22 protein-coding genes are annotated in these 24,622 nt (G+C 39.7%); 10 read left to right on the top strand and 12 right to left on the bottom strand.

What is annotated here, in order from left to right; all coding sequences use genetic code 11:
* Window positions 1–3 precede the first annotated feature (3 nt).
* Genes EHQ24_RS12810 through EHQ24_RS12800 form a run of 3 tightly spaced genes read right to left on the bottom strand, consistent with a single transcriptional unit; the run spans window position 4 to window position 1,989 of the window.
* A complete protein-coding gene (locus EHQ24_RS12810) occupies window positions 4–990 on the bottom strand; it encodes a sulfite exporter TauE/SafE family protein (protein WP_135601982.1) in 987 nt (328 codons plus the stop codon).
* 5 nt (window positions 991–995) lie between these two features.
* Complete coding sequence (locus EHQ24_RS12805; protein WP_135587524.1) at window positions 996–1,568, bottom strand: LIC12231 family lipoprotein; 573 nt, start codon at window positions 1,566–1,568, stop codon at window positions 996–998.
* Window positions 1,549–1,989 carry a hypothetical protein gene (locus EHQ24_RS12800; protein WP_135587526.1) on the bottom strand — a complete coding sequence of 147 codons (441 nt, stop codon included), beginning with the start codon at window positions 1,987–1,989 and terminating at the stop codon, window positions 1,549–1,551. Before EHQ24_RS12800 ends, EHQ24_RS12805 begins: the two co-directional genes overlap by 20 nt.
* A gap of 152 nt (window positions 1,990–2,141) precedes the next feature.
* On the opposite strand from EHQ24_RS12800, the gene EHQ24_RS12795 reads away from it, so the two are divergent.
* Complete coding sequence (locus EHQ24_RS12795) at window positions 2,142–2,555, top strand: hypothetical protein (RefSeq protein WP_135601981.1); 414 nt, start codon at window positions 2,142–2,144, stop codon at window positions 2,553–2,555.
* On the opposite strand, the gene EHQ24_RS12790 is transcribed toward EHQ24_RS12795, so the two are convergent.
* The gene (locus tag EHQ24_RS12790) at window positions 2,540–3,376 is read right to left on the bottom strand and encodes a YihY/virulence factor BrkB family protein (protein WP_135601980.1); all 837 of its coding nucleotides are present in this window, start codon (window positions 3,374–3,376) and stop codon (window positions 2,540–2,542) included. The two genes, EHQ24_RS12795 and EHQ24_RS12790, sit on opposite strands and share 16 nt — an antisense overlap.
* 110 nt (window positions 3,377–3,486) lie before the next feature.
* On the opposite strand from EHQ24_RS12790, the gene EHQ24_RS19250 reads away from it, so the two are divergent.
* From EHQ24_RS19250 to EHQ24_RS12775, 4 genes are read left to right on the top strand one after another with little or no spacing between them, the layout of a single operon-like run.
* The gene (locus EHQ24_RS19250; RefSeq protein ID WP_165779465.1) at window positions 3,487–3,648 is read left to right on the top strand and encodes a hypothetical protein; all 162 of its coding nucleotides are present in this window, start codon (window positions 3,487–3,489) and stop codon (window positions 3,646–3,648) included.
* A gap of 51 nt (window positions 3,649–3,699) precedes the next feature.
* Window positions 3,700–5,640 (top strand): ABC-F family ATP-binding cassette domain-containing protein, encoded by a 1,941-nt coding sequence (locus tag EHQ24_RS12785; protein ID WP_135601979.1) that lies wholly within the window; start codon window positions 3,700–3,702, stop codon window positions 5,638–5,640.
* A complete protein-coding gene (locus EHQ24_RS12780) occupies window positions 5,640–5,981 on the top strand; it encodes a rhodanese-like domain-containing protein (protein ID WP_020776119.1) in 342 nt (113 codons plus the stop codon). Before EHQ24_RS12785 ends, EHQ24_RS12780 begins: the two co-directional genes overlap by 1 nt.
* A 2-nt stretch (window positions 5,982–5,983) precedes the next feature.
* Window positions 5,984–7,033: a 3-deoxy-7-phosphoheptulonate synthase gene (locus EHQ24_RS12775; RefSeq protein WP_135601978.1), complete on the top strand. Its 1,050-nt coding sequence runs from the start codon at window positions 5,984–5,986 to the stop codon at window positions 7,031–7,033.
* A gap of 3 nt (window positions 7,034–7,036) precedes the next feature.
* Here the strand turns inward: EHQ24_RS12775 and panB are convergent, their stop codons facing one another.
* The 3 genes from panB to EHQ24_RS12760 are packed head-to-tail and all read right to left on the bottom strand — an operon-like array spanning window position 7,037 to window position 9,159.
* Window positions 7,037–7,843 (bottom strand): 3-methyl-2-oxobutanoate hydroxymethyltransferase, encoded by an 807-nt coding sequence (panB, locus tag EHQ24_RS12770; RefSeq protein WP_135601977.1) that lies wholly within the window; start codon window positions 7,841–7,843, stop codon window positions 7,037–7,039.
* Window positions 7,818–8,291, bottom strand: coding sequence for a 2-amino-4-hydroxy-6-hydroxymethyldihydropteridine diphosphokinase (gene folK, locus EHQ24_RS12765; RefSeq protein WP_135601976.1), 474 nt, complete (start codon window positions 8,289–8,291; stop codon window positions 7,818–7,820). The genes panB and folK overlap by 26 nt, the downstream gene beginning before the upstream one ends.
* A 4-nt stretch (window positions 8,292–8,295) precedes the next feature.
* Complete coding sequence (locus tag EHQ24_RS12760) at window positions 8,296–9,159, bottom strand: ATP-binding protein (protein ID WP_167483078.1); 864 nt, start codon at window positions 9,157–9,159, stop codon at window positions 8,296–8,298.
* A 233-nt stretch (window positions 9,160–9,392) separates the two neighbouring features.
* Here EHQ24_RS12760 and fcpA point away from each other — a divergent pair, with 233 nt between their 5' ends.
* Entirely contained in the window at window positions 9,393–10,295 is a 903-nt protein-coding gene (fcpA, locus tag EHQ24_RS12755) for a flagellar coiling protein FcpA (protein ID WP_135601974.1), read from the top strand.
* Between the two features lie 159 nt (window positions 10,296–10,454).
* Here fcpA and EHQ24_RS12750 read toward each other — a convergent pair whose 3' ends face one another.
* Both EHQ24_RS12750 and EHQ24_RS12745 read right to left on the bottom strand, forming a co-directional pair.
* A complete protein-coding gene (locus tag EHQ24_RS12750; RefSeq protein WP_135601973.1) occupies window positions 10,455–12,998 on the bottom strand; it encodes an ABC transporter permease in 2,544 nt (847 codons plus the stop codon).
* Window positions 12,995–13,771 carry an ABC transporter ATP-binding protein gene (locus EHQ24_RS12745; RefSeq protein ID WP_135601972.1) on the bottom strand — a complete coding sequence of 259 codons (777 nt, stop codon included), beginning with the start codon at window positions 13,769–13,771 and terminating at the stop codon, window positions 12,995–12,997. Before EHQ24_RS12745 ends, EHQ24_RS12750 begins: the two co-directional genes overlap by 4 nt.
* 553 nt (window positions 13,772–14,324) lie before the next feature.
* On the opposite strand from EHQ24_RS12745, the gene leuS reads away from it, so the two are divergent.
* Window positions 14,325–16,928 carry a leucine--tRNA ligase gene (gene leuS / locus EHQ24_RS12740; RefSeq protein WP_135601971.1) on the top strand — a complete coding sequence of 868 codons (2,604 nt, stop codon included), beginning with the start codon at window positions 14,325–14,327 and terminating at the stop codon, window positions 16,926–16,928.
* A gap of 4 nt (window positions 16,929–16,932) precedes the next feature.
* Here the strand turns inward: leuS and EHQ24_RS12735 are convergent, their stop codons facing one another.
* Genes EHQ24_RS12735 through thrC form a run of 3 tightly spaced genes read right to left on the bottom strand, consistent with a single transcriptional unit; the run spans window position 16,933 to window position 20,203 of the window.
* Window positions 16,933–18,093, bottom strand: coding sequence for an LIC10486 family protein (locus tag EHQ24_RS12735; protein ID WP_135601970.1), 1,161 nt, complete (start codon window positions 18,091–18,093; stop codon window positions 16,933–16,935).
* Window positions 18,093–18,803, bottom strand: coding sequence for a hypothetical protein (locus EHQ24_RS12730; protein WP_135601969.1), 711 nt, complete (start codon window positions 18,801–18,803; stop codon window positions 18,093–18,095). The genes EHQ24_RS12735 and EHQ24_RS12730 overlap by 1 nt, the downstream gene beginning before the upstream one ends.
* 50 nt (window positions 18,804–18,853) lie before the next feature.
* Window positions 18,854–20,203 carry a threonine synthase gene (gene thrC, locus EHQ24_RS12725; RefSeq protein WP_135601968.1) on the bottom strand — a complete coding sequence of 450 codons (1,350 nt, stop codon included), beginning with the start codon at window positions 20,201–20,203 and terminating at the stop codon, window positions 18,854–18,856.
* A gap of 89 nt (window positions 20,204–20,292) precedes the next feature.
* On the opposite strand from thrC, the gene lepB reads away from it, so the two are divergent.
* Genes lepB through EHQ24_RS12710 form a run of 3 tightly spaced genes read left to right on the top strand, consistent with a single transcriptional unit; the run spans window position 20,293 to window position 24,617 of the window.
* Window positions 20,293–20,898 (top strand): signal peptidase I, encoded by a 606-nt coding sequence (lepB, locus tag EHQ24_RS12720; protein ID WP_135602465.1) that lies wholly within the window; start codon window positions 20,293–20,295, stop codon window positions 20,896–20,898.
* 2 nt (window positions 20,899–20,900) lie between these two features.
* On the top strand, window positions 20,901–22,712 hold the full coding sequence (locus EHQ24_RS12715) for a penicillin-binding protein (protein WP_135601967.1): 1,812 nt from the start codon (window positions 20,901–20,903) through the stop codon (window positions 22,710–22,712).
* Entirely contained in the window at window positions 22,713–24,617 is a 1,905-nt protein-coding gene (locus EHQ24_RS12710; RefSeq protein ID WP_135601966.1) for a motility associated factor glycosyltransferase family protein, read from the top strand.
* The last annotated feature ends 5 nt before the right edge of the window (window positions 24,618–24,622 follow it).

Below are 24,622 nucleotides of genomic sequence, written 5' to 3'. Positions count from 1 at the left end.
CAATTAGAATTTTGGAAGTTTCCCAATCACATACCAAATCACAACTAAGAATTGGAACGTGGCCGTAACTAGAAGGATGGTGTAAGGTTTGGCATTGATTGCTTTTAATGATCCTATCCTTGCCCCAAAAATCCCACCAAAACTTCCAATGAGTGCCAATTCCAAATGTAATTTACCTTGGAAAAAATACAATATACTGGTTCCAAAGGAAGTGAGAAAAATTCCGAGGAAAGAAGTGGCAACAGCCTCAACAGGACTCATTCGAAAGTAATACACAAATAAAGGGACTGCTAAGAATCCTCCACCTATTCCAAAAAAAGAAGAAAACAAACCAAAAAAGATTCCCGTCAAAAGGACAATCACTACCGATTTGCGAGAATAAGAAAAAGATTCTGAATGATTCTTTTGAGTCGATGCAGACAAATCTACGTTTGAACCAGAATTGGAATTAGAATCAGAGATTTCGGAAGAGGCCATAAGAGTTGGATAAGAATTTTGAGACTGCGCCTCCAAAGATTGGTAGTATTTTTTCCTTCTTTTTAGTGCTGTTACCAAATTATAAATCGCAAGGATTCCTAAAAAAACAGTAAATACAATTAGATAGATAAACTCCGAAAACGGAATTCCATAATACAGCTGTTTGCCGAGTTCGGTGTCCTCAAACCTACCAAATTTATAACCGGTGTACTGGGCTGTAGGGATTGACGTACAAAGTAAAAGGAACCCTTGTTTCCATCTAATTTTATTGTTTTTATAATAAACAACAAGTCCGGATAGAGAAGATACCGGCATCTGCGCTAAAGAAACAGCAACAGCTTGAACTGCCGTTAGATGGAAAAAACTATGAAAGAAAGGGGTGTAAATGAATCCACCCCCGAGTCCTAAAAACGATGCTAAATATCCAACAAAAAACCCAACTGCAAATACAACGATGATCCCAGGCCAAAATCCCCAAATAAATTCATTGTATATTTGAAAGTTGAGATCCAATGATTTTAGAAATGTTCCTTGGCATCCTCAAAAAACTTGAGAGTGGTTCTTTCGAATACTTCTCTTTCCGTTGCAGTTTCAAAATTGTACCAAGAGATAGGAACAAACAAAAGCCACTGCGCATAGGTTCTAAAAATATGGTAATCATAAGTTGCTACTTTTTTTCCATCTTTATAGAGAAGGTATTGGATATCGTATCCGTCTTGTGTTGACCAAGCAGGAAGTAAGGTAGCCGTTAGAGTTGAAATTCCAAGAAATACTGTTGCTTCTGGAGACGGTGAACGGTAGTTAACCTTTACATTCACCAAATATCCTGACTTTGGTACATCCACTCCTTCCACCGTATTTTTAAAACGCGTTTTGTTTTGAAAATAATTCTTTAAGGCTTCCCTTCCCCCTAAGTTGAGTTGAGGAAAAGTGGGAAGAACATAAACAAAATTTGCATCAATTGTTTTTTCTTCCGCAGGAAGAGGAAGAATTTTCGGATGATCTTTATAACTGATCAAACAATTGGATAAAACAAAAAATACTGAGATTAATAATCCTAATTTTAAAACTTTAGTTCTGGCTATGGTCATGTAAACCTTCCTCATCATGTCTTCTTTCTAATTCTTCGTACAATTCTTCTTGGTCTTCACTAAAAAATAATTCGAATCCAATTCGCAAACAAACGGGATCATCCTCAATAGAAACATTACTAGGTAAAATTAAATTCATCACGTAGAATGTATTGGATTCTGCTTCTTCTAAAAAAACTTCTGTGGCATCCCACTCATCAAATTCTTCTACATCGGGTTTACGAAATTCTTTTAAAATTTCATCAAAGGATTCTGTGATGTAGTTAAATTCGCCAGATTCACTATCGATGATAAACTGAATGTGGTGGCAACCTGGCCCTTCTTCTTCTAAAGGGCTGAGTACCAAACTGCCACAAGCCGGGCAATGAATGATGGGATCGATGGCTCCGCTTGGCCAATTGATATTGATGGTTTCGATCATGTGGCAAACCTCAGGCTCCCCATTCTAATGAAACTACTTCTTAGGGAAACCGGAATTTGTTTTTCTTTTTCAAAAAACATTTTAAATCTTTCTTAGAAAAAATGAGATAAAATTTGCCTTAAATCTGGGGTTTTATTTCTATCAAAAAATAAATGGGGATCACAACCGAATACCAATCTGCTTTTACATCTAGTTTTCAAGAATTTTTTGGAAATGCAAAAGATATAGGTTGGGAACTCTACCACTTGAGTTCGGAACCAGAAAATGATTTTCCTACTTGGCTCACTTTCACCATCAGAAATCCGTTAGGTGGAAGAGCCTTGGTATTTCGTTACCATAGTTTAGAAAATAAATTTTATGCACATCTCAAAGTTCAAGTCATCCCTGGAGAAGAAAATTGGAGCCTTGACCAATTGTTTCATAAAAAAGGATACACCGATCTCGATGCGGATGATATCCTTTCTTCTGGTGGAGAGTGGCTTTTCTTTTCGCTCGCACGCCACTACTTTGGAATCATAATTTCTTTTTGTCCAAGGATTCTAGAACCTGATTATTTTTTAGACTGAGATTTTTTATTCCGATCATCAGCAAGTACTTGGTTCCATAAAAATCCCCAAATAAAAAATGTTGAGTTGATATAAGTGTACAACATAAGAACTACCATTTTAGAAATCAAGTCATAGGCTAAGGAATAATTCACACCTACGTTTTTCATTTTTAAATAAAATTGAAATCCAAAACTCATTCCAAGAACCAGTAGTGACGCAACGATCGCACCTGGTAAATTTTCTTTTAAAGTGGTTTTTGCTTTGGTAATATAAGCATAATAGAATGTAAAAAGCCCAATGCTATAAGGCAAAATAATCAGAGAAACAGAAAGATAAGGACTATTTCGAAAAAATCCAAACCGAAACTTTTGAAACAAAATCTTTTCCGCGTGAACCATTCCATAAGTTAAATAAAAGTATAAAACGAGTAAAACAAGAGAGATTACAAGCAAACGAAAGTTGATCCACTGAGAAGCGATAAATCCAACTTTTGTTTCATCCCGGGAAATAAATCGGAGTGCTTTGGAGATGGTTCCAAAAATAGTCAAACTCGAAAAAAACGAAATCGCAATGCTTAAAGCAATTACATTATAACTTTTAACTTTTGTTAGATTTTCTACGCTTTTGTCTATGGGTTGAAAGATGGGTGCGGGTAAAAATTTCCCAATTTGGTCTGTCACCAAATTGATGGTTTTTGGGTCTTGCAAAAGCCCAAGTAAGGTTACAAAAACCACAAGAAGTGGGAAGAGAGTCAGAAGGAAAGTAAACGAAAGTTCCGAAGCCAGACCATGGACATCGTACAAGTACACTTCACTGAAAAATCGTCGGAGTCGTTTCATCCGGTCAGTTTGCAACTTGTCTGTATTTTTGTCTTATTTTTCTTGCAGTCTCAATTCGTGAGGAAACCCTGGAAGAATCTCAGTGACGTACCTAAAAGGGGAAAACTTCCATGTCAGAAGAAAAAGAAAAGAAGAACAAAAAAATCGCGAAAATGACTGTAGCAGAAATTGACTCAGCCATCAGCAAATCAGTGGAAACCATGAACGGTGAATCTAGCCTTTATGTAAAACACCTTCGCGAAAGAAAGGCGGAACTTCTAGCCAAGAAATAAGGTTAGTCCCTCCTAAATTCCCCGCCTTACGGCGGGTTTTCGCAAAGCGCTTTGATCCAATTCATCCAAATCCACCAACACTTCGGCCCCAAAGTCCTCTTTGAGGGATTCAGCTGGCATATCAAACCTGGTTGCCGCGTAGCGATTGTTGGCCCAAACGGTTCCGGAAAAACCACCCTATTCCAAATGGCCGCAGGAAAGATGAAACCCGAATCCGGGGAAGTCATTCGTTCCAAAAATACCGTCCTTTCCCTTTTCCAACAGATTCCAGAATTCAGTCCCGAAACTTCAGTGATCGATACGGTTCTCGATGAAAACAAACTCTATGCAGAGTATGATGGAAAACGAAAACTCATCGAATCCAAATTCGAAACCATAGATCATGAAGATCCGGCATTTGAAGATTTACTCCACGAACAAAGTGATTTAGAAGAATTTGCCCACTTACACGACTTACACGGTCTAGAAGCTCGTGCGAAAAAAATTCTTTCTGGTCTTGGATTTTCCACGGCCGACTTCCTTCGTAAAACCAAAGAATTTTCTCCTGGATATCATCACCGTATTGGTCTTGCCATTGCCCTTCTCAACCCACATAATTTATTATTACTCGATGAACCAACAAACCATTTGGATGATAAAACCAAATCGTGGTTAGCTGACTTTTTAGTATCTCAAAACCAAGCCTTTGTTCTTGTGACTCACGATCCAGAATTTCTAAACCAAACGGTTGATACCATCATTGAAATCAATCCTCATGGAACTTTTGAATTCCAAGGAAGTTTGGAAGAATTTTTTGAAGCCAAAAATGAAATCCAAGAACAACTAAGAGCCCAATTCGAAAAAGAAGAAACTTATCTAAAAAGCCGAATGGAATGGGTGGAACGATTTCGTGCCCAAGCAACAAAAGCAAGGCAAGTCCAATCAGTCATCAAACGATTAGAAAAAAGAGACAAACTGGAAAATCCGGAAGAATCTTTCTGGAACCAAAAACCTGATTACCAATTCCAATTTGTTCCCTCTAGTAATATCATCCTTCGTTTAGAAAATGCCTCCTTTTCTTATCCCGATAAAAATACAGGTGTGAAAAAAACGATTTTTGAAAATGCAGAAATCGAAATTTCTGCTGGCGACAAAGTGGCGCTCGTTGGCCCGAATGGAGCAGGGAAATCAACCCTAATGCGTTGTCTTTTAGAAAGGCATAAGTTGGATTCTGGTTCTCTCTATTATGGCCCAAAAACCAAACTAGGATACTTTTCCCAAACTCACGGGGAAGATCTGGATGAAAGCCTGAACCTTGTCGAAACCGTAATCAAAAAATATCCAGAACTGAGCGCCGAAAGAGCAAGAACCTTACTTGGACATTTTGCCTTTCCAGGGGATGGGGTTTTTAAATCCGTAAAACATTTATCGGGAGGGGAACAAAGTCGCCTCCGATTGGCACTCCTTGTCAACCACCCTTCCAATTGTTTATTTTTGGATGAACCCACAAACCACTTGGACATCGTGATTCGAGAAGCGGTCAAACGGGCTCTCATTGATTTTCCAGGAAGCCTTCTCATCATCAGCCACGATCCGGATTTTATGAAAGGCCTTTGTAACCGCACCTTCCAACTTTCCGGCGGTGTCTTACAAAACCTAAATTGCAGTTTTGACGACTACCTCAAGTTCCACAAAGAAGACGAAACGGAATCTCCGGCCCAAAATACCACCGGCAAATCTAAATTTGAAGAAAAAAAAGCCAATCCACAAGCAAGCAAAAACAAACGAAAAAAATTAGAGAAAGAAATTTCCGATTTGGAAGTCCAAATAGAAAGACTGGAAAAAAATAAAAAGGACAAAGAGGAACTTTTACAGGATCCAGAGTTCTTTAAAAACAGAAGTTTTCAGTTGGAAATGGACACTTATAACGATATTAAAAGAGAGATATCCCTCCTTACGAAACGTTGGGAGGATATTACAATAGAACTAGAGGAAATGGGCGGAGTCACATAATGGTACCGGAAATCGATGTAGTTAGTTTTAAAAAACGTCTGGATGCACGTGCAGAAGGAAAGGATGATTTTTTTGTATTGGATGTAAGAAACCCAAATGAACAACAAATTGCTCTAGTTCCAGGTACTGACAAACTCATTCCCGTAAGCGAACTTGCAGCCCGAATCGAAGAAATCAAAAACCAAATTGATAAAGAAATTTTAGTGTATTGCCGTTCTGGTGGAAGGTCTGGTATGGCTTGTGGAATTTTAGCCCAAGCAGGATTTAAGTCTTATAAAAACGTAGCCGGAGGAACTCTAGCCTATTCCGATTTAGTCGATCCTTCCATGCAAAAGTATTAATTATGAAACCTACAGCCAATTTAAGAATTTTAGAACAACACAATCTCATCCCTCCATCTGTCATTATAGAAGAACTTCCATTGACAGACCAAGCCTGCGAAGTGGTAGTCCGCACCAGAAGTGAAATTTCTGATATCATCCACGGAAAAGACAACAAACGTATGTTAGTTGTCGTAGGCCCTTGTTCTGTCCATGACATTGATGCCGTGATGGAATATGCATCCAAACTCAAACCAAAAATTGAAGAGTATAAAAACGAACTTCTGATTGTGATGCGTGTTTATTTTGAAAAACCAAGAACCACTGTGGGTTGGAAGGGACTTATCAACGATCCCGATTTAGACGGATCGTTTCATATCAACAAAGGTTTACAACTTGCCCGCAAACTTCTGTTAGATCTCAATAACATGGGAATCCCTTGCGGAACCGAATTTTTAGATGTGATTTCTCCTCAGTACATTGCTGACTTAGTGGCATGGGGTGCCATTGGTGCTAGAACCACAGAAAGCCAAGTACACAGGGAACTCGCATCTGGTCTTTCAGCACCCATTGGTTTTAAAAATGGAACGGATGGGAATGTTCAGATCGCTGTGGATGCCATTCGTTCGGCAAGTTCTAGCCATCATTTTCTTTCTGTGACTAACCAAGGTAGTAGTGCCATTTTTCGAACCGCAGGAAACAAAGACACTCATGTAATTTTACGTGGGGGAAACAAAGGGCCTAACTTCGATGAGGCGTCTGTCAATGAACTCGGTGCCCAAATTGAAAAAGCAGGCCTTCCTCCCAAAGTAATGATCGATTGTTCTCATGGAAATAGCCAAAAGGACTTTCGCAAACAACCAGCAGTGATTGAGGCTGTAGCAGAACAATTTGCCAAAGGTAGTAACTACATCCTAGGTGTGATGGTGGAAAGTCATTTGAAAGAAGGAAACCAGTCCATTGATGCGAAACCTCTGACTTATGGCCAGTCCATCACAGATGCTTGTGTCTCTTGGGAAACAACTGTTCCTATGTTTGAACGATTGGCAGAAGCTGCTAGAAAGAGAAAATAAATTTTAAGTATCTGAAAAAACGTGGGCATCCGACGGATACTCACGTTTCGTAACTTCGCGGTGGTACAAATTCACTGCATCCTTTACCGCCCCGCTAAGATTTCCAAACTTCTTCAAAAACTTAGGATGAAAGTCTTCATTGAGGCCCAGTAAATCCTGCATCACAAGCACCTGGCCCGAAGTGTACTTTCCAGCTCCAATCCCAATTGTAGGAATGCGAATGGATTCTGTGATTTCTTTTCCGAGAGATTCGGGAACCATCTCGAGTAACAAGGCAAAAGCGCCTGCTTCGGCAAGTTCTCTGGATTTACGAACCATTTTGGAACGTGCGGCTTCCGTTTTTCCTTGGACACGGTGGCCACCAAGAGTGTGAACCGATTGTGGAGTGAGACCCAAATGAGCAAACACAGGAATTCCTGATTCCGTCATCCTTTTTGTCAGTTCGATGATAAAGTCAGAATCTCCTTCCAGTTTCACACAAGAGGCATTGGTTTCTTTGAGCACACGGCCTGCAGAACGAATCCCGTCTTCAATGGATGTTTGGTAAGATAAAAATGGCAAATCGGCAACAATGGTTTTGTCAGGAGCTCCCTTACAAACCGCTTTTGTATGATAGATGATTTCATCTAAAGTAACAGGTAGTGTGGAATGATTTCCTTGGATCACCATTCCGAGAGAATCACCCACAAGGAGGCAATCCACTTCTGTTCTGTTAAAAAGTGTCGCAAAGGTATAATCGTAACAAGTGATGACAGAGATGGGATCACCTGCATCGTATTTTTTTTTATACTGTAGAATAATGTTTTTCATGGTTTAGTTCCAAAAAGAGTGCATACACTCCAATTTCTCCCATATCAGTTAATAGCTGTTTGATGAATGGTCTTGAATAAAGCGAATGGTGAGGCAGGTGTAAAAAATCTGTTTTCATCACGACAGCTTCATAAGTAAGGATATCGATATCAATTTCTCTAGGACCTTTCCAAGATCTACGTTTACGGCCGAGTTTGTCTTCAATGGCTTGGAGGGAATCGAGTAAACAAGGAAGTGTGAAAGCAGAAGATACCATCACTTTTAAAATTTGGTTTAGAAAGTATGGTTGGTTTGTATTTTCCAGTGGGGCCGTTTCCAACCGTTCCGATTGCTGTAAAATTTGCACTTCTGGTAAGGTAGAAATTTCCCAAATTGCCTGGTCCATAAAATGGTGTCTGTCACCGATGTTGGAACCCAGAGACAAAAAGGCAATGTTGGAATATTTCATAATCTTACCTCTTTACAAACTTAGTGCGATAATCGGGACATTTGAGTTCAATTTCTTTGGTCATTTCCATGAGCCGGGAATAAAGGCGACCTTGCCCACGATCTCTCCACTCGACTAGCGAATGATTGGATGTGAGAAGAGTGAGTTTTTCTTGTTCATAACGGCTATCAATCAGATCGTATAACTTTCGATTGTTGAATTCGGATTCTTTTTGGACACCGAAGTCATCAATCACAAGTACATCTACGTTTGCAAATTCCCTTTCGATGGAACGTTCTTGTCCATGGGTTTCGCTATCGGATTGATAAGTATCACGAATGGCCGACAAAAAGTCTTTATTGACTTTTGCATACTTACAAGTAATACCAAATCGAAAGATGAGTTCGTTCAAAATCACACAAGCAAGTAAGGTTTTCCCAGATCCTGTCCCACCCCAAAGATAAAACCCTTGCGGCGAAAAATCAGCGTTTTTAAAATTATGAACGAGTTCGTTTGCCCAGTCGTGAGCTACAATAAAGGTCATATCGGGATCGTTGACTGTATCTCCAATGTCAATATTGGATAAAAATTGGAAACGGTACCTGGCAGGAATGTTGGCCTTTTCGACCAAATTTTCAAGGTTTCGGAGGGAAAACCTTGCATTATGACAAACACAAGGGAGCATTTTGTCTAACTTTCTATCAAAGGTCATGTAAGGGGCTTGCCCCTTCGACTCACAAGTGTTACAGTCACTTCCAATACAATGACAGAGGACAAGAGCGCCAGAACGCGAGCCGCGAACATGTTCCGCTAAGGTAATTCCAACCCCGCCACAGGTTTTGCACTGTGGATTTCCGTCCCGGATGGCAGTAATTTCGGATAAATTCATCTCCAAGGAGCAATCTTCTCGAATTCTCTAAGCTGTCAAGGAATGAGATTTTTTAGGCGAATCAGGACTTATGTCCCTTTAAACCAAAGAGAATCGGAAGAAAAAGTTCACAATTAGGTTTTTTTCCTCTTTAATTCGTTATTATTGACTCTTGCCATTCCGATACTTTCATTGAAGAAATAGATAAACCTATTCCTTCAAAATATTGAAAGAGACAAAAGGGTCACACGACTATGAAGATTATTAAGTATCTCCTTATTCTCCAACTGGTGTCCGGCTTTAGTGTGCTATTCGCACAAACTCAGCCTGCGAACGCTCAAGATAGCCAAGCGGCTAAAGACCAAGTCGACGAACTTCTCAAAGGCGAACTCGTTCCTGAGAATGACGATGCGGAACTTACCGAAGACCAAAAAAAGAGAAAGAAAGAAATTATGGAACAAGAATCTCTTTGGAAAAACCCAGACTATAAAGGGTATAACAAAACTTTCCAAGAGTTACACCAACTTTCTAAAACTTTCGCAAACAACCAATTCCGATTGGCTCTTTCCAACTACCAATCCGGTGTTAACACCGTTATGAAAAATAGAGATTGGGTGGAACAGTACCGCAAAGAAGAAGCTGAGAAAAAACGCTTAGATGAAAAATGGTACTGGCAAAAAGTTGATCGTAAATCTAGAGAAGAACGAGTTGTTTACCGTGAAAAAATGAAAGCGAAACAAGACGCTCTCAACTACTTCTCTAAAGCGATCAATCACCTTGATGAAATTAAAAACCCTGATTTAAGAGAAAGACCTGAGTTTAAAAGACTTCTTTCTGATGTTTATCGTTCATGGGTAATGGCTGAGTATGACTTACAAAATCTTCCTCAAACCATCCCAATTCTTGAACTTTACATCGAAATCGATGATAACGAGAAAGAATATCCTGCTCACAAGTATCTTGCAAGTGCATATAGCTTCGAAGAAAACATGATCAAAAAGACAAAAGGTCCAGATGATATGCTCTTCAAGTATCGTTACAAAAAGAACGTTCACTTATTACGTGCCACTGAGTTAAAATATGGAAAGGATTCTCCTGAATACAAACATATTGTTAACGTAATCAACCGAGATGAGGTTATTTCGGTAGCACAATAATCCCGAAAACATCTCTTTCAATGAGAAAGCCCGGTATGTTACCCGGGCTTTTTTGTTTTTAAGCAGAAAGAAAAACCTTTTTTAATTTAAATTCTCATCTTTGTATTACAAAAGAACTCATATATAAAAAAGATCTGATTCAGAAACAATTTCTTCTCTCTATTTGATTTCCTTTAAGACCGTCTTCGTTGGCATTCGAAAGAAACTAAAAAGTCCAAACGCATACAAACTCACAGTCACTAGACAAATTCCTAAAAACACCAAACTCAGTTGTCTGTAAGGATAAACACTTCTTAACTCCAAAACCAGCCGATTCAAAACTTCATTGGATACAACGGCATAAATCAGTCCGAGTAAAAACGAAATCACTGAAACAAGCAATGCTTCCCTGAGGAAATGTTTTACCATAAAACGACTATTGGCGCCAATCACTCGTAAAAGGGCAAACTCCCGTTTTCTTTCGGATTGGCTGGCGTATAACGTTGTAAAAACGAGAACAAAAGAAGCGGCTAAAATAAAAGCGGTCATCAGGGCCATCATCTGTGTGACCTTTTCCAAAATACCCATAAAGGCTTGGATGGTTTTTTCCGTATCAATCACTGTGATATTCGGAAACTGATTTACGATGACCTTTTGTAGTTGGTATCTGCTTTCCCCAGAATCAATGAGTAAGGATACGATATAAAACCGTGGGGCTTTCTCCAAAATTCCTTTGGAAAATAAAACCACAAAGTTTGGTTTCATATCCGCCCAGTTCACTGAACGTAAATTGGTGATTTTTCCAGAAACTTCCCGGCCTTGGACATTGAAGGTGAGTTCATCACCCACTCCCGCCTGCAAATACCCTGCAAAATCCCTTTCCACGGAAATTTCATTGCGCCCCGCATTGTCCCACCAGGAACCTTTGGTCACCTCTTCCGTATCATACAACTCGTCCCGATAAGATAAAAAGTATTCCCGGGTTCTTGCGGTAGCACGCCAATTCCGATCCATTGCATTTTTGATCGTATCTTCTTTTTTAATGGGTTCTCCATTGACTTTGGATAACCTTGCCCCAATCACAGGAGCTAAAAACTGTTTATCCACAGGAAAGGATTTAATGGCCGTTAGTAGGTCATCTTTCTGTGTTTCTCGGATGTCGAGAAGAAACATATTGGGTCTACGTTCAATTTCACGGGCCCCACTCAGTTCGAGTAAACTTTCCTGTAAGATGAGTGATAAGGTGAGGATGAACAGTGCGGATCCAAGACCAATGATAGAAAGCCTAAGTGCTCCCGACTTACGAGTGACTTTTTTTGTCACAAGGCTCCATTCTTTGGACAACCATCCTAGTTTCGATATTTTTGTAATGAGAAGTCCAAGTAAAATGTACAATCCGTACACTAGAACTGGCAAGGTTAACAAAACCAATGTAAAGAGGATTCCTTTAAAGATACTTTCAGTTTCGAGAACAGCAAGACTGGTAAACAAAACATAAATCAAAAGAAAGGATCCAAATTGCCATTTGGATGTGGAAAGTTTTCCACTGGTTTGTGATTCTACTTCTTTTAAAGCTGCCAGTGGTTTGACAGATCTTGTTTCTAAAACAAGGGGAATGGAGATAAGAAGTGGTAACAGAACTCCAAGCACCAAACTCCATAGCAGAGAAGAAAAAGAAAGGCCAAAGGCAATACCAGTTTCTACTGACATCAGACCACTGATATCAGGTAATACCGATTGGATCCCATAACCAAGGACAAGACCAAGTGTGGTTCCTAGTATTGATAAAATGAATATTTCTGCAAAAACCAAAAGTAAAATCACATTTGGTTTGGCACCAAGGCACATAAGAATTGCAATTTCATTTCGTTTTTCCAATAACCTGGTTCGAACGGCTGTATAAACAGATATGGCACCTAAGAAAAAACCTGCAAGAGCCAGGAGTGCCATATAATCGAATGTGTTTTTGATAAATTGTTGGGAGCCGGAATTGACTTCTGTATTGTGATAGATGGTTAAATCTTCTTTGATCAGGGCTTCAAACTCTTTGTCCTTCCAACCCAAACTGTCTACAGTATCTGGAAATTTCGCATAAATGGTATAACGAATCCGACTTCCTCGTTGCACGAGCCCCGTACTATTTGCGGTATCTCTTAAAATGATGGAACCGGGAGCCGATCCCACAAAGGAACCCACTGCACCTGGTTCCTTCACCACAACACCAGCTAACACTAGCAAACTATCACCCAATCGCACACGGTCGCCGATTTTTAGTTTTAAGTTTTCTACGAGTGATTTATCGAGTAATACTTGGTTTGGTTTTAAATTATGATATGCGGACTCTGGTTCTGTCTTCATTTCCCCGTAAAAAGGGTAATTGGTTTCGACCGCTTTGATAAAACTAAGGGAGTTTTCTTCCCCCGATTCATTGGAAATCATGGATAAAAATTGGATGGAAGCACTGGTTTCAGATCCATTAGGAAGGCTCGTTTCTACCAATTTTTCAGCTGTTTTTGTGATTTCTTGGGGAGATTGGAGGGCAATATCGGCCCCCATAATCGATTTTGCCTCTCTTTTGATAGCATTTGCCGTATTGTCTTTGTAAGAATGGATTCCAATCACAGAACCCACACCAAGAGTAATGGAGACTACAATGAGGAGTGAATACCTAAAACGAGAAAAAAGCTCACGTTTTAGGTAAAAACGAAATAAAGAAACTTTCATCGACGCGCCTGCTTAGAAGTAATGTTCGTATTCTTTTGTTTGGTGGTCTTTTTTATGGTTTGTTTTTTAGAAGAACCGGCACCTGGTTTCTTTTTATTCCTAGAATCCGAAATAATTTCCCCATCTTTCATTTCCAAAACACGATCTGCCAGTTTTGCCACATCCGGATCATGAGTGACAACAACAAGAGTGGTTCCTTGTTCTTTGTTTCTATACAACAAAAGATCTAAAACCGTTTTGCTATTTTTAAAATCTAAATTGGCAGTGGGTTCATCTGCAAAAATAATTTTTGGATCGTTCACAAAACTTCTTGCAATGGCAATCCTTTGTTCTTCACCACCTGACAATTGTTTTGGGAAGTGAGTAGCTCTGTGAGCCATAGCCACTGATTCTAAAATTTTTTCTGATTTTTTTAGAATCTCTCCTTCCGTCATTGATGATTTTAAATACAATGGAATCCCGACATTCTCAATGGCATTGAGACCAGGGAGTAATTGGAAGTTTTGAAAGATAAATCCAATCTTATCTGCACGTAAATCAGCTAAATTAGATTCATTTTCCTTTGTGATATCAATTCCATCGAGTGCCACAACCCCAGTATCTGGTTTATCTAGACCGGCCGCTACACCAAGAAGTGTTGACTTACCTGAGCCAGACGGGCCTATAATCGCTACAAATTCACCCGTTTCAATGCGAAATGAAATATTTTTCAACACATCAATCGTTTCTGATTCATTGTGAAATGACTTAAACACATTTTTAAATTCCAACACTAGGTTTTTCCCCCAAAGATTTTATCACCTAACAAAAAAGACATGACTAATAACGGGCATTTATTAGAAAAAAAACCGCCTAACAACGATTTTTTAATTTTTTCCATAACAGTTATAATTTTTTTAATTTTCATTTTCGTTCCAACTATATTGCACCGATTCGAAAAAATTCTGACAAATTTTTACTTATCTTTTTGGGCGTACATCCTAATTTTTTTTGACCCCAAAGGGCTTGTTTCATATAAAGTAACTTCATCGTAGTGTTTCCCCTCTCCCCTTTTGGGGAGAATTTTGGGAGTTATGAACAGCACTGTCGATAAGCGGACTCATACAGGTAAATATAGAATGCTCGAATGCAATACACAGATAAAAAATGCAGACTTTATGAATGTGAAAATTAACAATCTTAAACCTTGTGCGGAATGTGGATCCGTCACTAACCTCTTTCAATACAATCTCTGCAAAGTTTGTTTGTCCAAGAGTTTCAAAAAGCTTGTAAAAATCATCGACTCCGTGAGAAAGTAGAATTACTACACTTTCTCTACGTTAGTCGATGAATTATCCATTCCAAGATATTGAACAAAAATGGCAAAAACACTGGGACGACCACCAGACCTTTCGCACAAACGCCCATTCAACCAAACCTAAATACTATTGTTTAGACATGTTTCCTTACCCAAGTGGCGCTGGCCTTCACGTAGGCCATCCTGAGGGATATACAGCCACTGACATCATTTCACGACTCAAACGAATGGAAGGATTTGAAGTCCTCCATCCCATGGGATGGGACGCATTTGGTTTACCCGCAGAACGATATGCGATGACGACCGGTGTCCACCCTCGCACCACAACAAAAAACAATATTGATACATTCCGTCGCCAAATCAAAAGCCTTGGCCTTTCTTACGACTGGGAAAGAGAAATCTCCACAACACATCCTGATTATTACCGTTGGACCCAGTGGATTTTTTTGCAAATCTACAATTCCTATTTTGACAGAAAACAAAACAAAGCAGTCCCCATTGTAGAACTGATCAAAACCTTCGAAAGAGAAGGATCTAGTTTTTTTGAAGGAAAAGAACTTCCGAAAGGTGTGCAGTTCTCTGCGGCTGATTGGAAGTCCAAATCTCGCAAAGAAAAAGAAGATATTTTATCCCATTTCCGATTGGTTTACGAAGCCAATATCCCAGTCAACTGGTGCGAAGCACTCGGAACCGTTCTTGCCAACGAAGAAGTGGAAGAATGGACCTCCAAAGGGTATTCTGTAGAAAGAAAACCCATGCGCCAATACATGATGCGCATCACATCCTACGCCGAACGACTATTAAATGACCTTTCCCTTTGTGAATGGCCTACCTCTACCTTAGAGATGCAAAGAAATTGGATTGGGAAATCAGAAGGATTGGAACTGAGTTTCCACGTTCCGCGCGTTTCCAAAGACATCACCGTTTATACAACAAGACCTGATACCATTTTTGGTGCTACTTACCTTGTCCTTGCTCCAGAACATCCTTTGGTAAAAGAACTCACCACTGCAGAACAAAAATCCGCAGTCGAAAAATACCAAAAAGATTGTTCTTTAAAAAGTGATTTGGAACGAACCGAACTGAATAAAGATAAAACCGGGGTTTTTACAGGATCTTATGCCAGTTTGCCAACAGATTCCTCTATACAAGTTCCGATTTATATTTCCGATTATGTTTTAATCTCCTACGGAACTGGTGCCATTATGGCCGTTCCTGCTCATGACCAAAGAGACTATGACTTTGCCGTGAAGTTCCAACTTCCGATCAAACAAGTGATCGATGGAAAAATGGAACCAAACCTTGCTTTTGATTCGAAAGACTCTGTTTGTATCAACTCTTCTTCCGCAGAAGTTAAGTTAGATGGTAAATCTTATAAAGACGCCTTCCAAACAATGTCCACTTGGGCCGAAGGAAAAGGAATTGGTCGCAAAAAAATCCAATTCAAACTCAGAGATTGGCTTTTTGCTAGACAAAGGTATTGGGGAGAACCCATTCCACTCGTTCACTTTGCTGATGGAACTCCGAAAGCCCTCTCTGAATCAGAACTTCCTTTAGTATTACCTGACTTAGAAGAATTCAAACCTTCGGGTACTGGTGAATCTCCTCTTGCCTTAGCAAAAGATTGGCTTGTTTATACAGATCCTGAAACAGGTGAAGTGGGAAAAAGAGAAACCAATACCATGCCGCAGTGGGCAGGTTCTTGTTATTATTATCTCCGTTATATCGATCCAAGAAACAACGAGAAACTCATTGATCCTGAACTTGAAAAGGCTTGGATGCCTGTGGAAGTTTATGTGGGTGGGGCAGAACACGCCGTATTGCACTTGTTATACTCTAGATTTTGGCACAAAATTCTTTTTGATTTAGGCCATGTTTCTTCCCCAGAACCTTTCCAAAAATTAGTCCACCAAGGTCTCATTCTTGGAGAAGACAAAGGAAAAATGTCAAAGTCCCGTGGAAACGTTGTCAATCCAGATGATGTGGTTTCCGAATTTGGAGCTGACACACTCCGACTTTTTGAAATGTTTATGGGTCCGTTTGAAATGTCCAAACCTTGGAGTAAAAACGGAGTGGATGGAGTCTTTCGATTTTTAAATCGAGTTTGGAGACTCTTTCATTCTGGTGAAAACGAATCTTTCTTTGTAGAAGATATCGAACCAAATGAAGCAGAACTTAAAACCCTTCATCGTACGATTAAAAAAGTAAAAGACGATATCGATCACTTCTCATTCAACACAGCCGTATCGCAAATGATGATCTTCATCAATGAGTTCACAAGTAATCCAAGAAAACCTAAAAAAGTATTGGAACCTTTTGTTCTCGCACTTTCTCCTTTTGCTCCCCATTTAGCAGAGGAACTTTGGGCCAAACTTGGTTATAAAGAATCGCTAGCTTACCATCCTTATCCGAAATGGGAAGAGAAGTATTTAGTAGATGCCAATATAACCATTGTGGTGCAAGTGAATGGAAAGATGCGAGGAGAGTTCCTTGCCCCTCGTGACATAGAAGAAAAAGAAGTTTTGAATCTTGCCAAAGCCGTAGAAAAAGCAAAACCATTTTGGGAAGGCAAAGAGATCAAAAAAGAAATCTATGTGAAGGGAAAACTCGTCAATATTGTAGTGGCCGGGTGATCTATTATAAGATCACCATCACAAAAATCAAAACCCCAAAAAGTACAAGCGTCACAAAGGCACCCATTAACATAAACAAGTTGCTGCCTGATGATTTTGATTCTTGGGCCTGAGCATTCCCCGTTTTTTTCTTAGCACCTTGGCTCGCTGCACCTTTGTTTGTTGAGTTTGTCATACCTGTTGGTTTAGGAATGGCAACCTTTACAGGATGTTCTTCTACTGAATGTAATAAGTATTGATTTGGGCCTTCGGCAAAGATATGGTATTCTGTTTTATTTCCCGCAATTCCGAGAAACTTTCCGACCACTGGATCTTTTTTTATTTTTCCTTCCTCATCAATGAGTCCGAGAATTTCTGCATTGGTTAAACCTTCCGGGGTTTCCGTTGGTACCCGAAATAAAATCTCCATCCCTTCCATTAAATTATCAAACTCCACACCATTGATAGGTGAAATGACCGTTTTCATATTTAGTTCTTTAGGGAAGGCAGTTCGGTATTGAGCAATTTGACGATCCAGTGGAGAAAGTTCACCTCTGGTTGGTTCGGTGGAAACTCCCGGGACAGAAGCATCTTTCGCGGTTGGAGTTTCATCATCTGGTTTAGGAATCGGAAGGATTACACCTTTCATAGGATTTTCATAACGAAACTTTGCTGTAGAAAGTTTATCCACTTCTGCTTGGAGTTTTATATTTCTTCCTTTGGTTGCAGCGAGGATTGGCATTTCCAAAAGTTCAGAGATATGGGAAGGGTCTTTTTTTTGCCAAAGGGGAAGTAGTTCCTCTAACTTCTCTTTGGTGAACGCTCTGTGGACAGCACGCCCAATATTTTCAGATATAGCAGGATCATATCCGCCGGTTTTTCCAATATCACCTAAGTCAGTTGAAATTTGAACATGATCTGCGAAGGTACGAATTCGTCGAAAGGTTGGTGAAGTCCCTACTACGGCATAAAGTTCCATTACATGTTTACGAATAGAGGACACAAGAATGAGAACCATTCCGTTCAAACTGTCCAGATCGATTTTAATTTTTACTAGATAACCATCGGTAATTTTACCTTGTAAAACTTCCTTGGCTTGTTCGTCCGTAAACACGGCTTCTCTTGTTAGACCAATTAGGTCTGCTTGTCTTTTGAGTTGGTCTGCTTTTGAGCTTAATTCGGACATTATTCTACAAACAACTGTTCGTGGGTCTCATTCGATTTTGGTATCTCACTTAAATTGACTTCCACTCGCGCTATTGTTTCCTTTTTTCTTTCTGATGAATATATAGAGAGCAATCGACGATCAAAACCAGATTGGGACAATAATATTTCTACCATTGTGATTCCCATTCCCGCTCCTTCCGTATTATCTCCGTGTTCCATAAAGAACTCGAATAGATTATCATACTTTTTCGCATTAATAAACTTTTCTTTTACTCGTTCGGCCTCGATGGGCAATAATGGAAAATTATTTCTGATTTCTAGATGGATTTTGTCTTTTTGATAGATGCACGTGATCTTAACAAACAGTCCCATTTCCCGCATTTTCTTTTTATAATTAGGAAATTTCCTTTCATTGAGACTGGTTTTAAAGAGTTTCATCCCCTCTTCATAATCTTGTAAATTTTGAATGTTGAGTTTGAGTTCTTCAAAGATGATTCGTTTGATCGCCGCTTTGGTGGAATTGACGATGAGTTCCTTGGCGGCAGTGTAAAAAAGTTCCATCAAATCTTCACGGCCAAGGGAACCCAAAATTCGATACAGAATGTATTTCAGTTTGGCTTCCCCAATATCCCCCATCACATAAGTGATCATGGATATCTTTTTCCCCTGAACCACGGCACGATCTACCGTGGTACAAAACTGGGAAGTTAGTTGGATCTCTTGGGACATACCGGTAAACTGAAAAAATTTGCCAACATGTAGGGGATTTGTCTAGCGATTTATGGTTTCTTAAGTTGTTTGCCTAGGATTTCCATCACTCCGCTAAGGTTCGGTTTACAAGATTGGATTCGGTTCCTCAGTTTCTCGTCAATGTTAGGGATTTTCCCTTCATGGTAGGCCAATTTGAACTCGGTAAATTTTAGGCCATTGGCAGTAGAAATCACAACCACTGATTCACCTTTTTTCACCACACCGGAATCCAAAGATTTCAAAAGTGCAGCAAGAGCCACACCGGTATGAGGGTCGTTGTAAAGTCCGTACAAATCACCGCGAGCGGCCGCATTGGCCAACTCTTCTTCCGTTGCCACTTCCACAACACCGTTGAATTTCTTTAAAACACGAATGGCTTTTTTCACAGAAACTGGATCTCCGATTTGGATCGCAGAGGCTAAAGTTTTTTCGGCTGTCACAGGTGCAAATTCTGCAAAACCTTTCTTATACGATTCATACAGTGGGCTTGCGTTTTTCGCCTGAGCTAAAATAATTCTTGGTAATTTATCAATCAGTCCAAGTTCCAACAACATTTCAAATCCCATTCCGAGAGCAGAAACATTTCCTAGGTTTCCACCAGGAATGACAATCCAATCTGGAACCTTCCAGCCTAACTGTTGTGTGATCTCAATTGAAATTGTTTTTTGACCTTCGATTCGCAGCGAATTCATTGAGTTTGCTAGATAAATTGATTTTTCTTTGGTGAGTTCTTTCACCACTGCCATACAACCATCAAAGTCTGTTTCTAACGCCAAAACAAGCGCCCCATTGGACACCGGTTGGATGAGTTGGGCCGTTGATACCTTGTTTGCTGGTAAAAGAATAATGGAAGGAATTCCTGCTTTCGCTGCATAGGATGCAAGAGCTGCAGAAGTATCACCAGTGGAAGCACAAGCTACCGCTTGGATGGGCACACCGTCCGCGATCATTTGGTTGACTTGGCTTACAAGAACCGTCATTCCTAAATCTTTAAAAGAGCCAGTATGAGAAACCCCACACTGTTTGACATGAAGACTTCCGAGGCCCAAGTCCTTGGCAAATCGTGAAGCATCATATAAATGAGAGGTTCCTTCTCCCGAAGTGATGATATTTTCATCCTGAATTCCAGGGAGAACCCATTCCTTTTTCCCCCAAACTCCAGAAGCATTCGGAAATTGGCTGGAACGGAACCTAGTTTCAAATTCCGATTTCCATTCTTTTGCCGAAACTTGTTTGAGACTGTCTATATCATGTTCGACATTTAAAAGTTCCCCACAAGATTCGCAGGAATAAATCACTTGGTGGAGGGGATAGGTTTTGCCACAGGAGTCGTTCGTACAACGAAACTGTGCTCGGAATTGATATTTTGTAAGTGACATAGACTTCTCTAGGCTTCAGATTTACGGAAAGTTCCTTTTCCATTTTTGAGAAAGGGGAAAAATGCACGAATGATTTTTATCGTTTTTTGATGGATATGGAAACAGAAACTAAAGTCTCCCGCCTGTGGGCCAAATTCAAACGTTACACTCGGCGTAGCATTTTGATCTTTTTCTTTCTCTGTTTCCTCTTATTTGTGCGTATCTTTTTATTCCAAATTTATTCCATCCAAGGAAATTCCATGTATCCCACCCTGGAACACGGATCTGTGGTTTTTGTTTGGAAAGGTGGATTTGCCATTTCTGCCAAATTCTTTGGAACAGAACTTCTTTATACAGATCCCAAAATTGATAAATTGGATTTGGTTTTATTTGTTAGCCAAGAGGATGAACTTGTCGTCAAACGAGTGATAGGTTTGCCAGGAGAATTTTATTCCATCGAAGCCGGACGAGTGTTAATCGACTCCACTGAGTTATTAGAAAACTATCTTCCCAAAGGAACTTATACAAGCGAACCGAGTACATCCATTTTTATCAATCGCCACAACTCGCCATTTCTTGCGATGGACAGACAAGGGAGAATTCCCCCTGGTTATTATCTTCTTCTGGGTGACAACAGACAGTATTCAACGGACTCACGTTCGTTTGGACTTGTGCCTGTTGAAAAAATCAAAGGCAAAGTAATCTTTTATTTCTGACGATGACCGAATACAAACAACGTTTTAAGTATATCATTCTTTTTATACTCTCTTTATTCGTAATTTTACTCTTTCGAGTAATTTATCTTACCTATTTTAATGATAATATCATCAATCTGAAATCGAGTAAATATGTCCAACGGGGAACCATCTTTGATAGACGTGGCATTGAACTTGCCATCTCTCGTGAGTCGGCAACAGTGGGGATTGATCCGACAAACATTTATGATCCCGAACTCACCGCACAGGAGTTAGGCCCCATACTTGGGGTCACACCCAACAAACTCATTGAAACGATAAGAGAAAAACAAAATTACTTTTTATTAAAAAGAGAAATCGAACTTACCAAAGCGGAAAAAATAAAAGCTTTGTCTCTTCCGGGTGTTCGTGTGGAAAAAGAATACAAACGAATATATCCACAAGGTAGTTTGGCCGCGAGTTTACTTGGTTTTACTGGTTATGATGATGACAAAGCACTCTCTGGCCTTGAGATGTTATTCAATTTGGAATTGTTATCCACTCCCGATGCCGAATCTAGCAAAGGAAATAATGTCCATCTAACAATCGATAGTATCATTCAATACCGATTAGAAAAATCATTACAAAAAGCTTTTATCCAAACCGCATCCAAACGTGGGATTGGAATGATTATGGATACAGAAACGGGAAAAATTTTAGCGATGGCATCTTTTCCTAGTTTTGATCCCAACCATTTCCAAGATTTTCCATTGGAATCTCATACCAATTGGTCCATCCGCCACGTGTATGAACCAGGTTCTACGATGAAAATCTTCATTGCACTTATGTTACTCAACGAAGGAAAAATCCTACCAGGGGAAAGGTTCCATTGTCCAGGTTATATTGAAATTGGAAGAACCACAATTCGTTGTACTGACAATCATGGTCATGTCAATTTGGATGAAATTTTACAATACTCGTGTAACGTAGGTATCATCAAAGCTGCACAAAAAATTGATGAAGCAACTTACTATAATTATATGGAAAAATTTAAGTTCGGAAAACGAACCAATTTTTCCATTCATGAAGCCAAAGGATATTTACCTCCTTTAAATAAATGGAATAAAAGTACACCCTACTTTTTATCTATAGGCCAAGGACTTTCTGTCACACCCATCCAACTCATTTCCGCAGCTGCTGCTGTTGTGAACGGGGGAATTTTGTTTGAACCATCCGTAGTTTCTCAGGTCACCAATTCGTATGGCGAACTGGTGCATGAGTTTTCAATCAAAAACGAATTACTAGGAATCAAAGAAGGGGCTGCCAAAAAAACCTTAAACGCGATGGGTAAAGCAGTCTCTCAAGGAACAGGGAAAAAAGCCTATTTAGAGAACTACTTTATCGCGGGAAAAACGGGGACTTCACAAAAAGCAAAAGCAGGTGCCGGTTACCAAGCTGGTCTTTTTACTGCGAGTTTTCTTGGATTTTTCCCTGCCGACAAACCTAAGTATGTGGGTCTCATTGTTTTTGATGAACCTGGTGGAGAAGCTCATACTGGAGGTGGGATTGCAGCACCTGTCTTTCGTGAGGTGGTGGAAAGCATCATCCCGATTGTTGAAAAAAGTGAGAAGGCCCTTGTTTACCGCTTAAAAGGTGAAAGAAACAAAATCTACAAACTAGATCCGAGAGTCATGCCAGACTTAACTGGATTTACAGCATCCGAAACCATTCAAATTGTAAAACAGCTACAACAAGAATATAAATTGGAAGGATCTGGATTTGTCAAATCACAAGAACCGAAAGCAGGATCTCCGCTTTCACCCAATACCGCGATCAAAATTGTTTTGGAACCATAAGTGAACCATTCGTATCTGGAAAAAAATCTGGCTGCTTTACCATCTCAGTTAGCGGAACTCATTCAAAATTCAGGAAACCAATCCCCAAAGGCAAATACATTCGATTCGGAAATCAATCCCAGTTACCAACTGACAAAATCAAAAGTCGGAGATCCTACTTTAGAACTAGATGGAGTTTGGATCCATAGCCGGTTTGATCCTAAAAAAGAAGCCGAACGATTTGCGACCGAACTTCCTCATGACGGGAGTGAACGCATTTATTTATTGTTTGGTGCAGGTCTTGGATATATCATTCCATACCTTATAGAAAGAGAAAAAGTAACCATCATTTGGATGGAACCACATACTTTTTTTATCAGTGAGGCATTTCAAATTTTTGATTTTTCCAAACCATTGTTAGAAGGAAAACTTGTAATTATCACTGGCGAGGGAATGGAAGAACAACTTTCCGATGCAGTCAAAGGGAAGGGTACACATCCTATTAGTTTTGTTCCTCATCGGGGGGCTTGGCAATGGAGAGAATCGGATTATATAAAACTTCGTTATACCGCCGAACAGATGTTCCATAAAAAAGATGTGAACCTTGCCACCCTCACTCGGTTTGAAAAAATCTGGGCCAAAAATATTTGTTATAACCTTCCTGAACTATCTAAGTTTCGGCCCGTGTCGGTTCTATTTGGAATCGCAGAAGGAATCTCTATTGTGGTTTGTGGTGCAGGCCCGAGTCTTTCCGAATCCATACCGGAACTCAGAAAGTATAGAAACCAATTTCTTCTTCTCGCCGTGGATACAGCCCTTCCCATCCTCACCTCTTTTGGTGTTGATCCTGATTTGATTTTTTCTGTCGACCCGCAAGCTCTAAACAGCCAATACCTAGAAGATTATACCGGGAATGGGATTCTCATTTTTGATCCTACGTCTACCTATTTGAGTTTACGATTAGACAAAGGGCCAAACAAGGGTTTTGTGACCTCTTCCCCTTTTCCTTTGATTGGTCTACTAGAAAGAACTGGTATTAGTGAAATTGGATCCGTTCCTTTTGGAGGTTCCGTATCTACCAATGCGGCAAGCCTAGCCACTCTAATGGGGGCAAAGTCCATATATTTAGTAGGCCAAGATTTGAGTTTTACCAAAGGTCTTGCCCATTCCAAGGGAGCAGTCCTCGAAGAACGATTGAACTATTTAGAATCCAGAAAGTTTCGCCGCGAAAAACACAATTACAAACAACTGTTCGCCTTACCTCAAAAAAAAGTCACTGGAAACTTGGGTGAAACTTATATCACTAATGAAAAGATGTTAATCTTTAAAAAATGGTTCGAAGACCATGCGAAAGAAAATCCTTGGACAAACCTCACTAAGTTTGGTGCCAAACTAGAGGGAATTTCTCATTCCCTTTTTGAAAAAGAGTTTGCGAGTAATGAAAACGAAATTAAAATCCAAACCAATTTAGTACAATCTGTTCGAAACCAAATCCAATCTCAATTAAAAACAGAAAATTCTTTTTTCGATCGAAAACAATTGGTTTCAGAAATTAAATCCACAACTGAAAGTTTATTAGACTTTGTGTCCACTGTCAAACGAGGACTTACAGTATCAGAACGGATATACAACCAAATCAAAAGAAACCAAATCAATCCCAAAACCTTTTCGGAAGACATCAAACAAATGGATGCAATCGACGAACAAGTATCTGGGAAAAAAGGTTTGAACGAAATTTTAAGTTTAGGAATCCAAAGAGTGATTTTAACCATCACAGAAGGTTATGATGACAACTTAACTTTGGAAGAAAAAGAAAATCCCAGGTTAGCTGTGGCAAAAAAATCTTTGTTATTGTATGAAGGATTGTACGCCTCCGTTCAGTCCACCAAACGGATGCTCACTAAGTCTCTCTATCGACTGTTGTAAAGAAT

The sequence above is a fragment of the Leptospira noumeaensis genome (assembly GCF_004770765.1).
Taxonomy (GTDB): domain Bacteria; phylum Spirochaetota; class Leptospiria; order Leptospirales; family Leptospiraceae; genus Leptospira_A; species Leptospira_A noumeaensis.
This window is presented reverse-complemented; position numbering and strand designations above follow the sequence as displayed.

Bases quoted from the DNA above. Each gene is read 5' to 3' on its own strand.
- EHQ24_RS12805 (WP_135587524.1), bottom strand. From the start codon at position 1,568: ATGACCATAGCCAGAACTAAAGTTTTAAAATTAGGATTATTAATCTCA.
- EHQ24_RS12800 (WP_135587526.1), bottom strand. From the start codon at position 1,989: ATGATCGAAACCATCAATATCAATTGGCCAAGCGGAGCCATCGATCCC.
- EHQ24_RS12795 (WP_135601981.1), top strand. From the start codon at position 2,142: ATGGGGATCACAACCGAATACCAATCTGCTTTTACATCTAGTTTTCAA.
- EHQ24_RS12790 (WP_135601980.1), bottom strand. From the start codon at position 3,376: ATGAAACGACTCCGACGATTTTTCAGTGAAGTGTACTTGTACGATGTC.
- EHQ24_RS19250 (WP_165779465.1), top strand. From the start codon at position 3,487: ATGTCAGAAGAAAAAGAAAAGAAGAACAAAAAAATCGCGAAAATGACT.
- EHQ24_RS12780 (WP_020776119.1), top strand. From the start codon at position 5,640: ATGGTACCGGAAATCGATGTAGTTAGTTTTAAAAAACGTCTGGATGCA.
- EHQ24_RS12775 (WP_135601978.1), top strand. From the start codon at position 5,984: ATGAAACCTACAGCCAATTTAAGAATTTTAGAACAACACAATCTCATC.
- panB (WP_135601977.1), bottom strand. From the start codon at position 7,843: ATGAAAAACATTATTCTACAGTATAAAAAAAAATACGATGCAGGTGAT.
- folK (WP_135601976.1), bottom strand. From the start codon at position 8,291: ATGAAATATTCCAACATTGCCTTTTTGTCTCTGGGTTCCAACATCGGT.
- EHQ24_RS12760 (WP_167483078.1), bottom strand. From the start codon at position 9,159: ATGAATTTATCCGAAATTACTGCCATCCGGGACGGAAATCCACAGTGC.
- fcpA (WP_135601974.1), top strand. From the start codon at position 9,393: ATGAAGATTATTAAGTATCTCCTTATTCTCCAACTGGTGTCCGGCTTT.
- EHQ24_RS12750 (WP_135601973.1), bottom strand. From the start codon at position 12,998: ATGAAAGTTTCTTTATTTCGTTTTTACCTAAAACGTGAGCTTTTTTCT.
- leuS (WP_135601971.1), top strand. From the start codon at position 14,325: ATGAATTATCCATTCCAAGATATTGAACAAAAATGGCAAAAACACTGG.
- EHQ24_RS12735 (WP_135601970.1), bottom strand. From the start codon at position 18,093: ATGTCCGAATTAAGCTCAAAAGCAGACCAACTCAAAAGACAAGCAGAC.
- EHQ24_RS12730 (WP_135601969.1), bottom strand. From the start codon at position 18,803: ATGTCCCAAGAGATCCAACTAACTTCCCAGTTTTGTACCACGGTAGAT.
- thrC (WP_135601968.1), bottom strand. From the start codon at position 20,203: ATGTCACTTACAAAATATCAATTCCGAGCACAGTTTCGTTGTACGAAC.
- lepB (WP_135602465.1), top strand. From the start codon at position 20,293: ATGGATATGGAAACAGAAACTAAAGTCTCCCGCCTGTGGGCCAAATTC.
- EHQ24_RS12715 (WP_135601967.1), top strand. From the start codon at position 20,901: ATGACCGAATACAAACAACGTTTTAAGTATATCATTCTTTTTATACTC.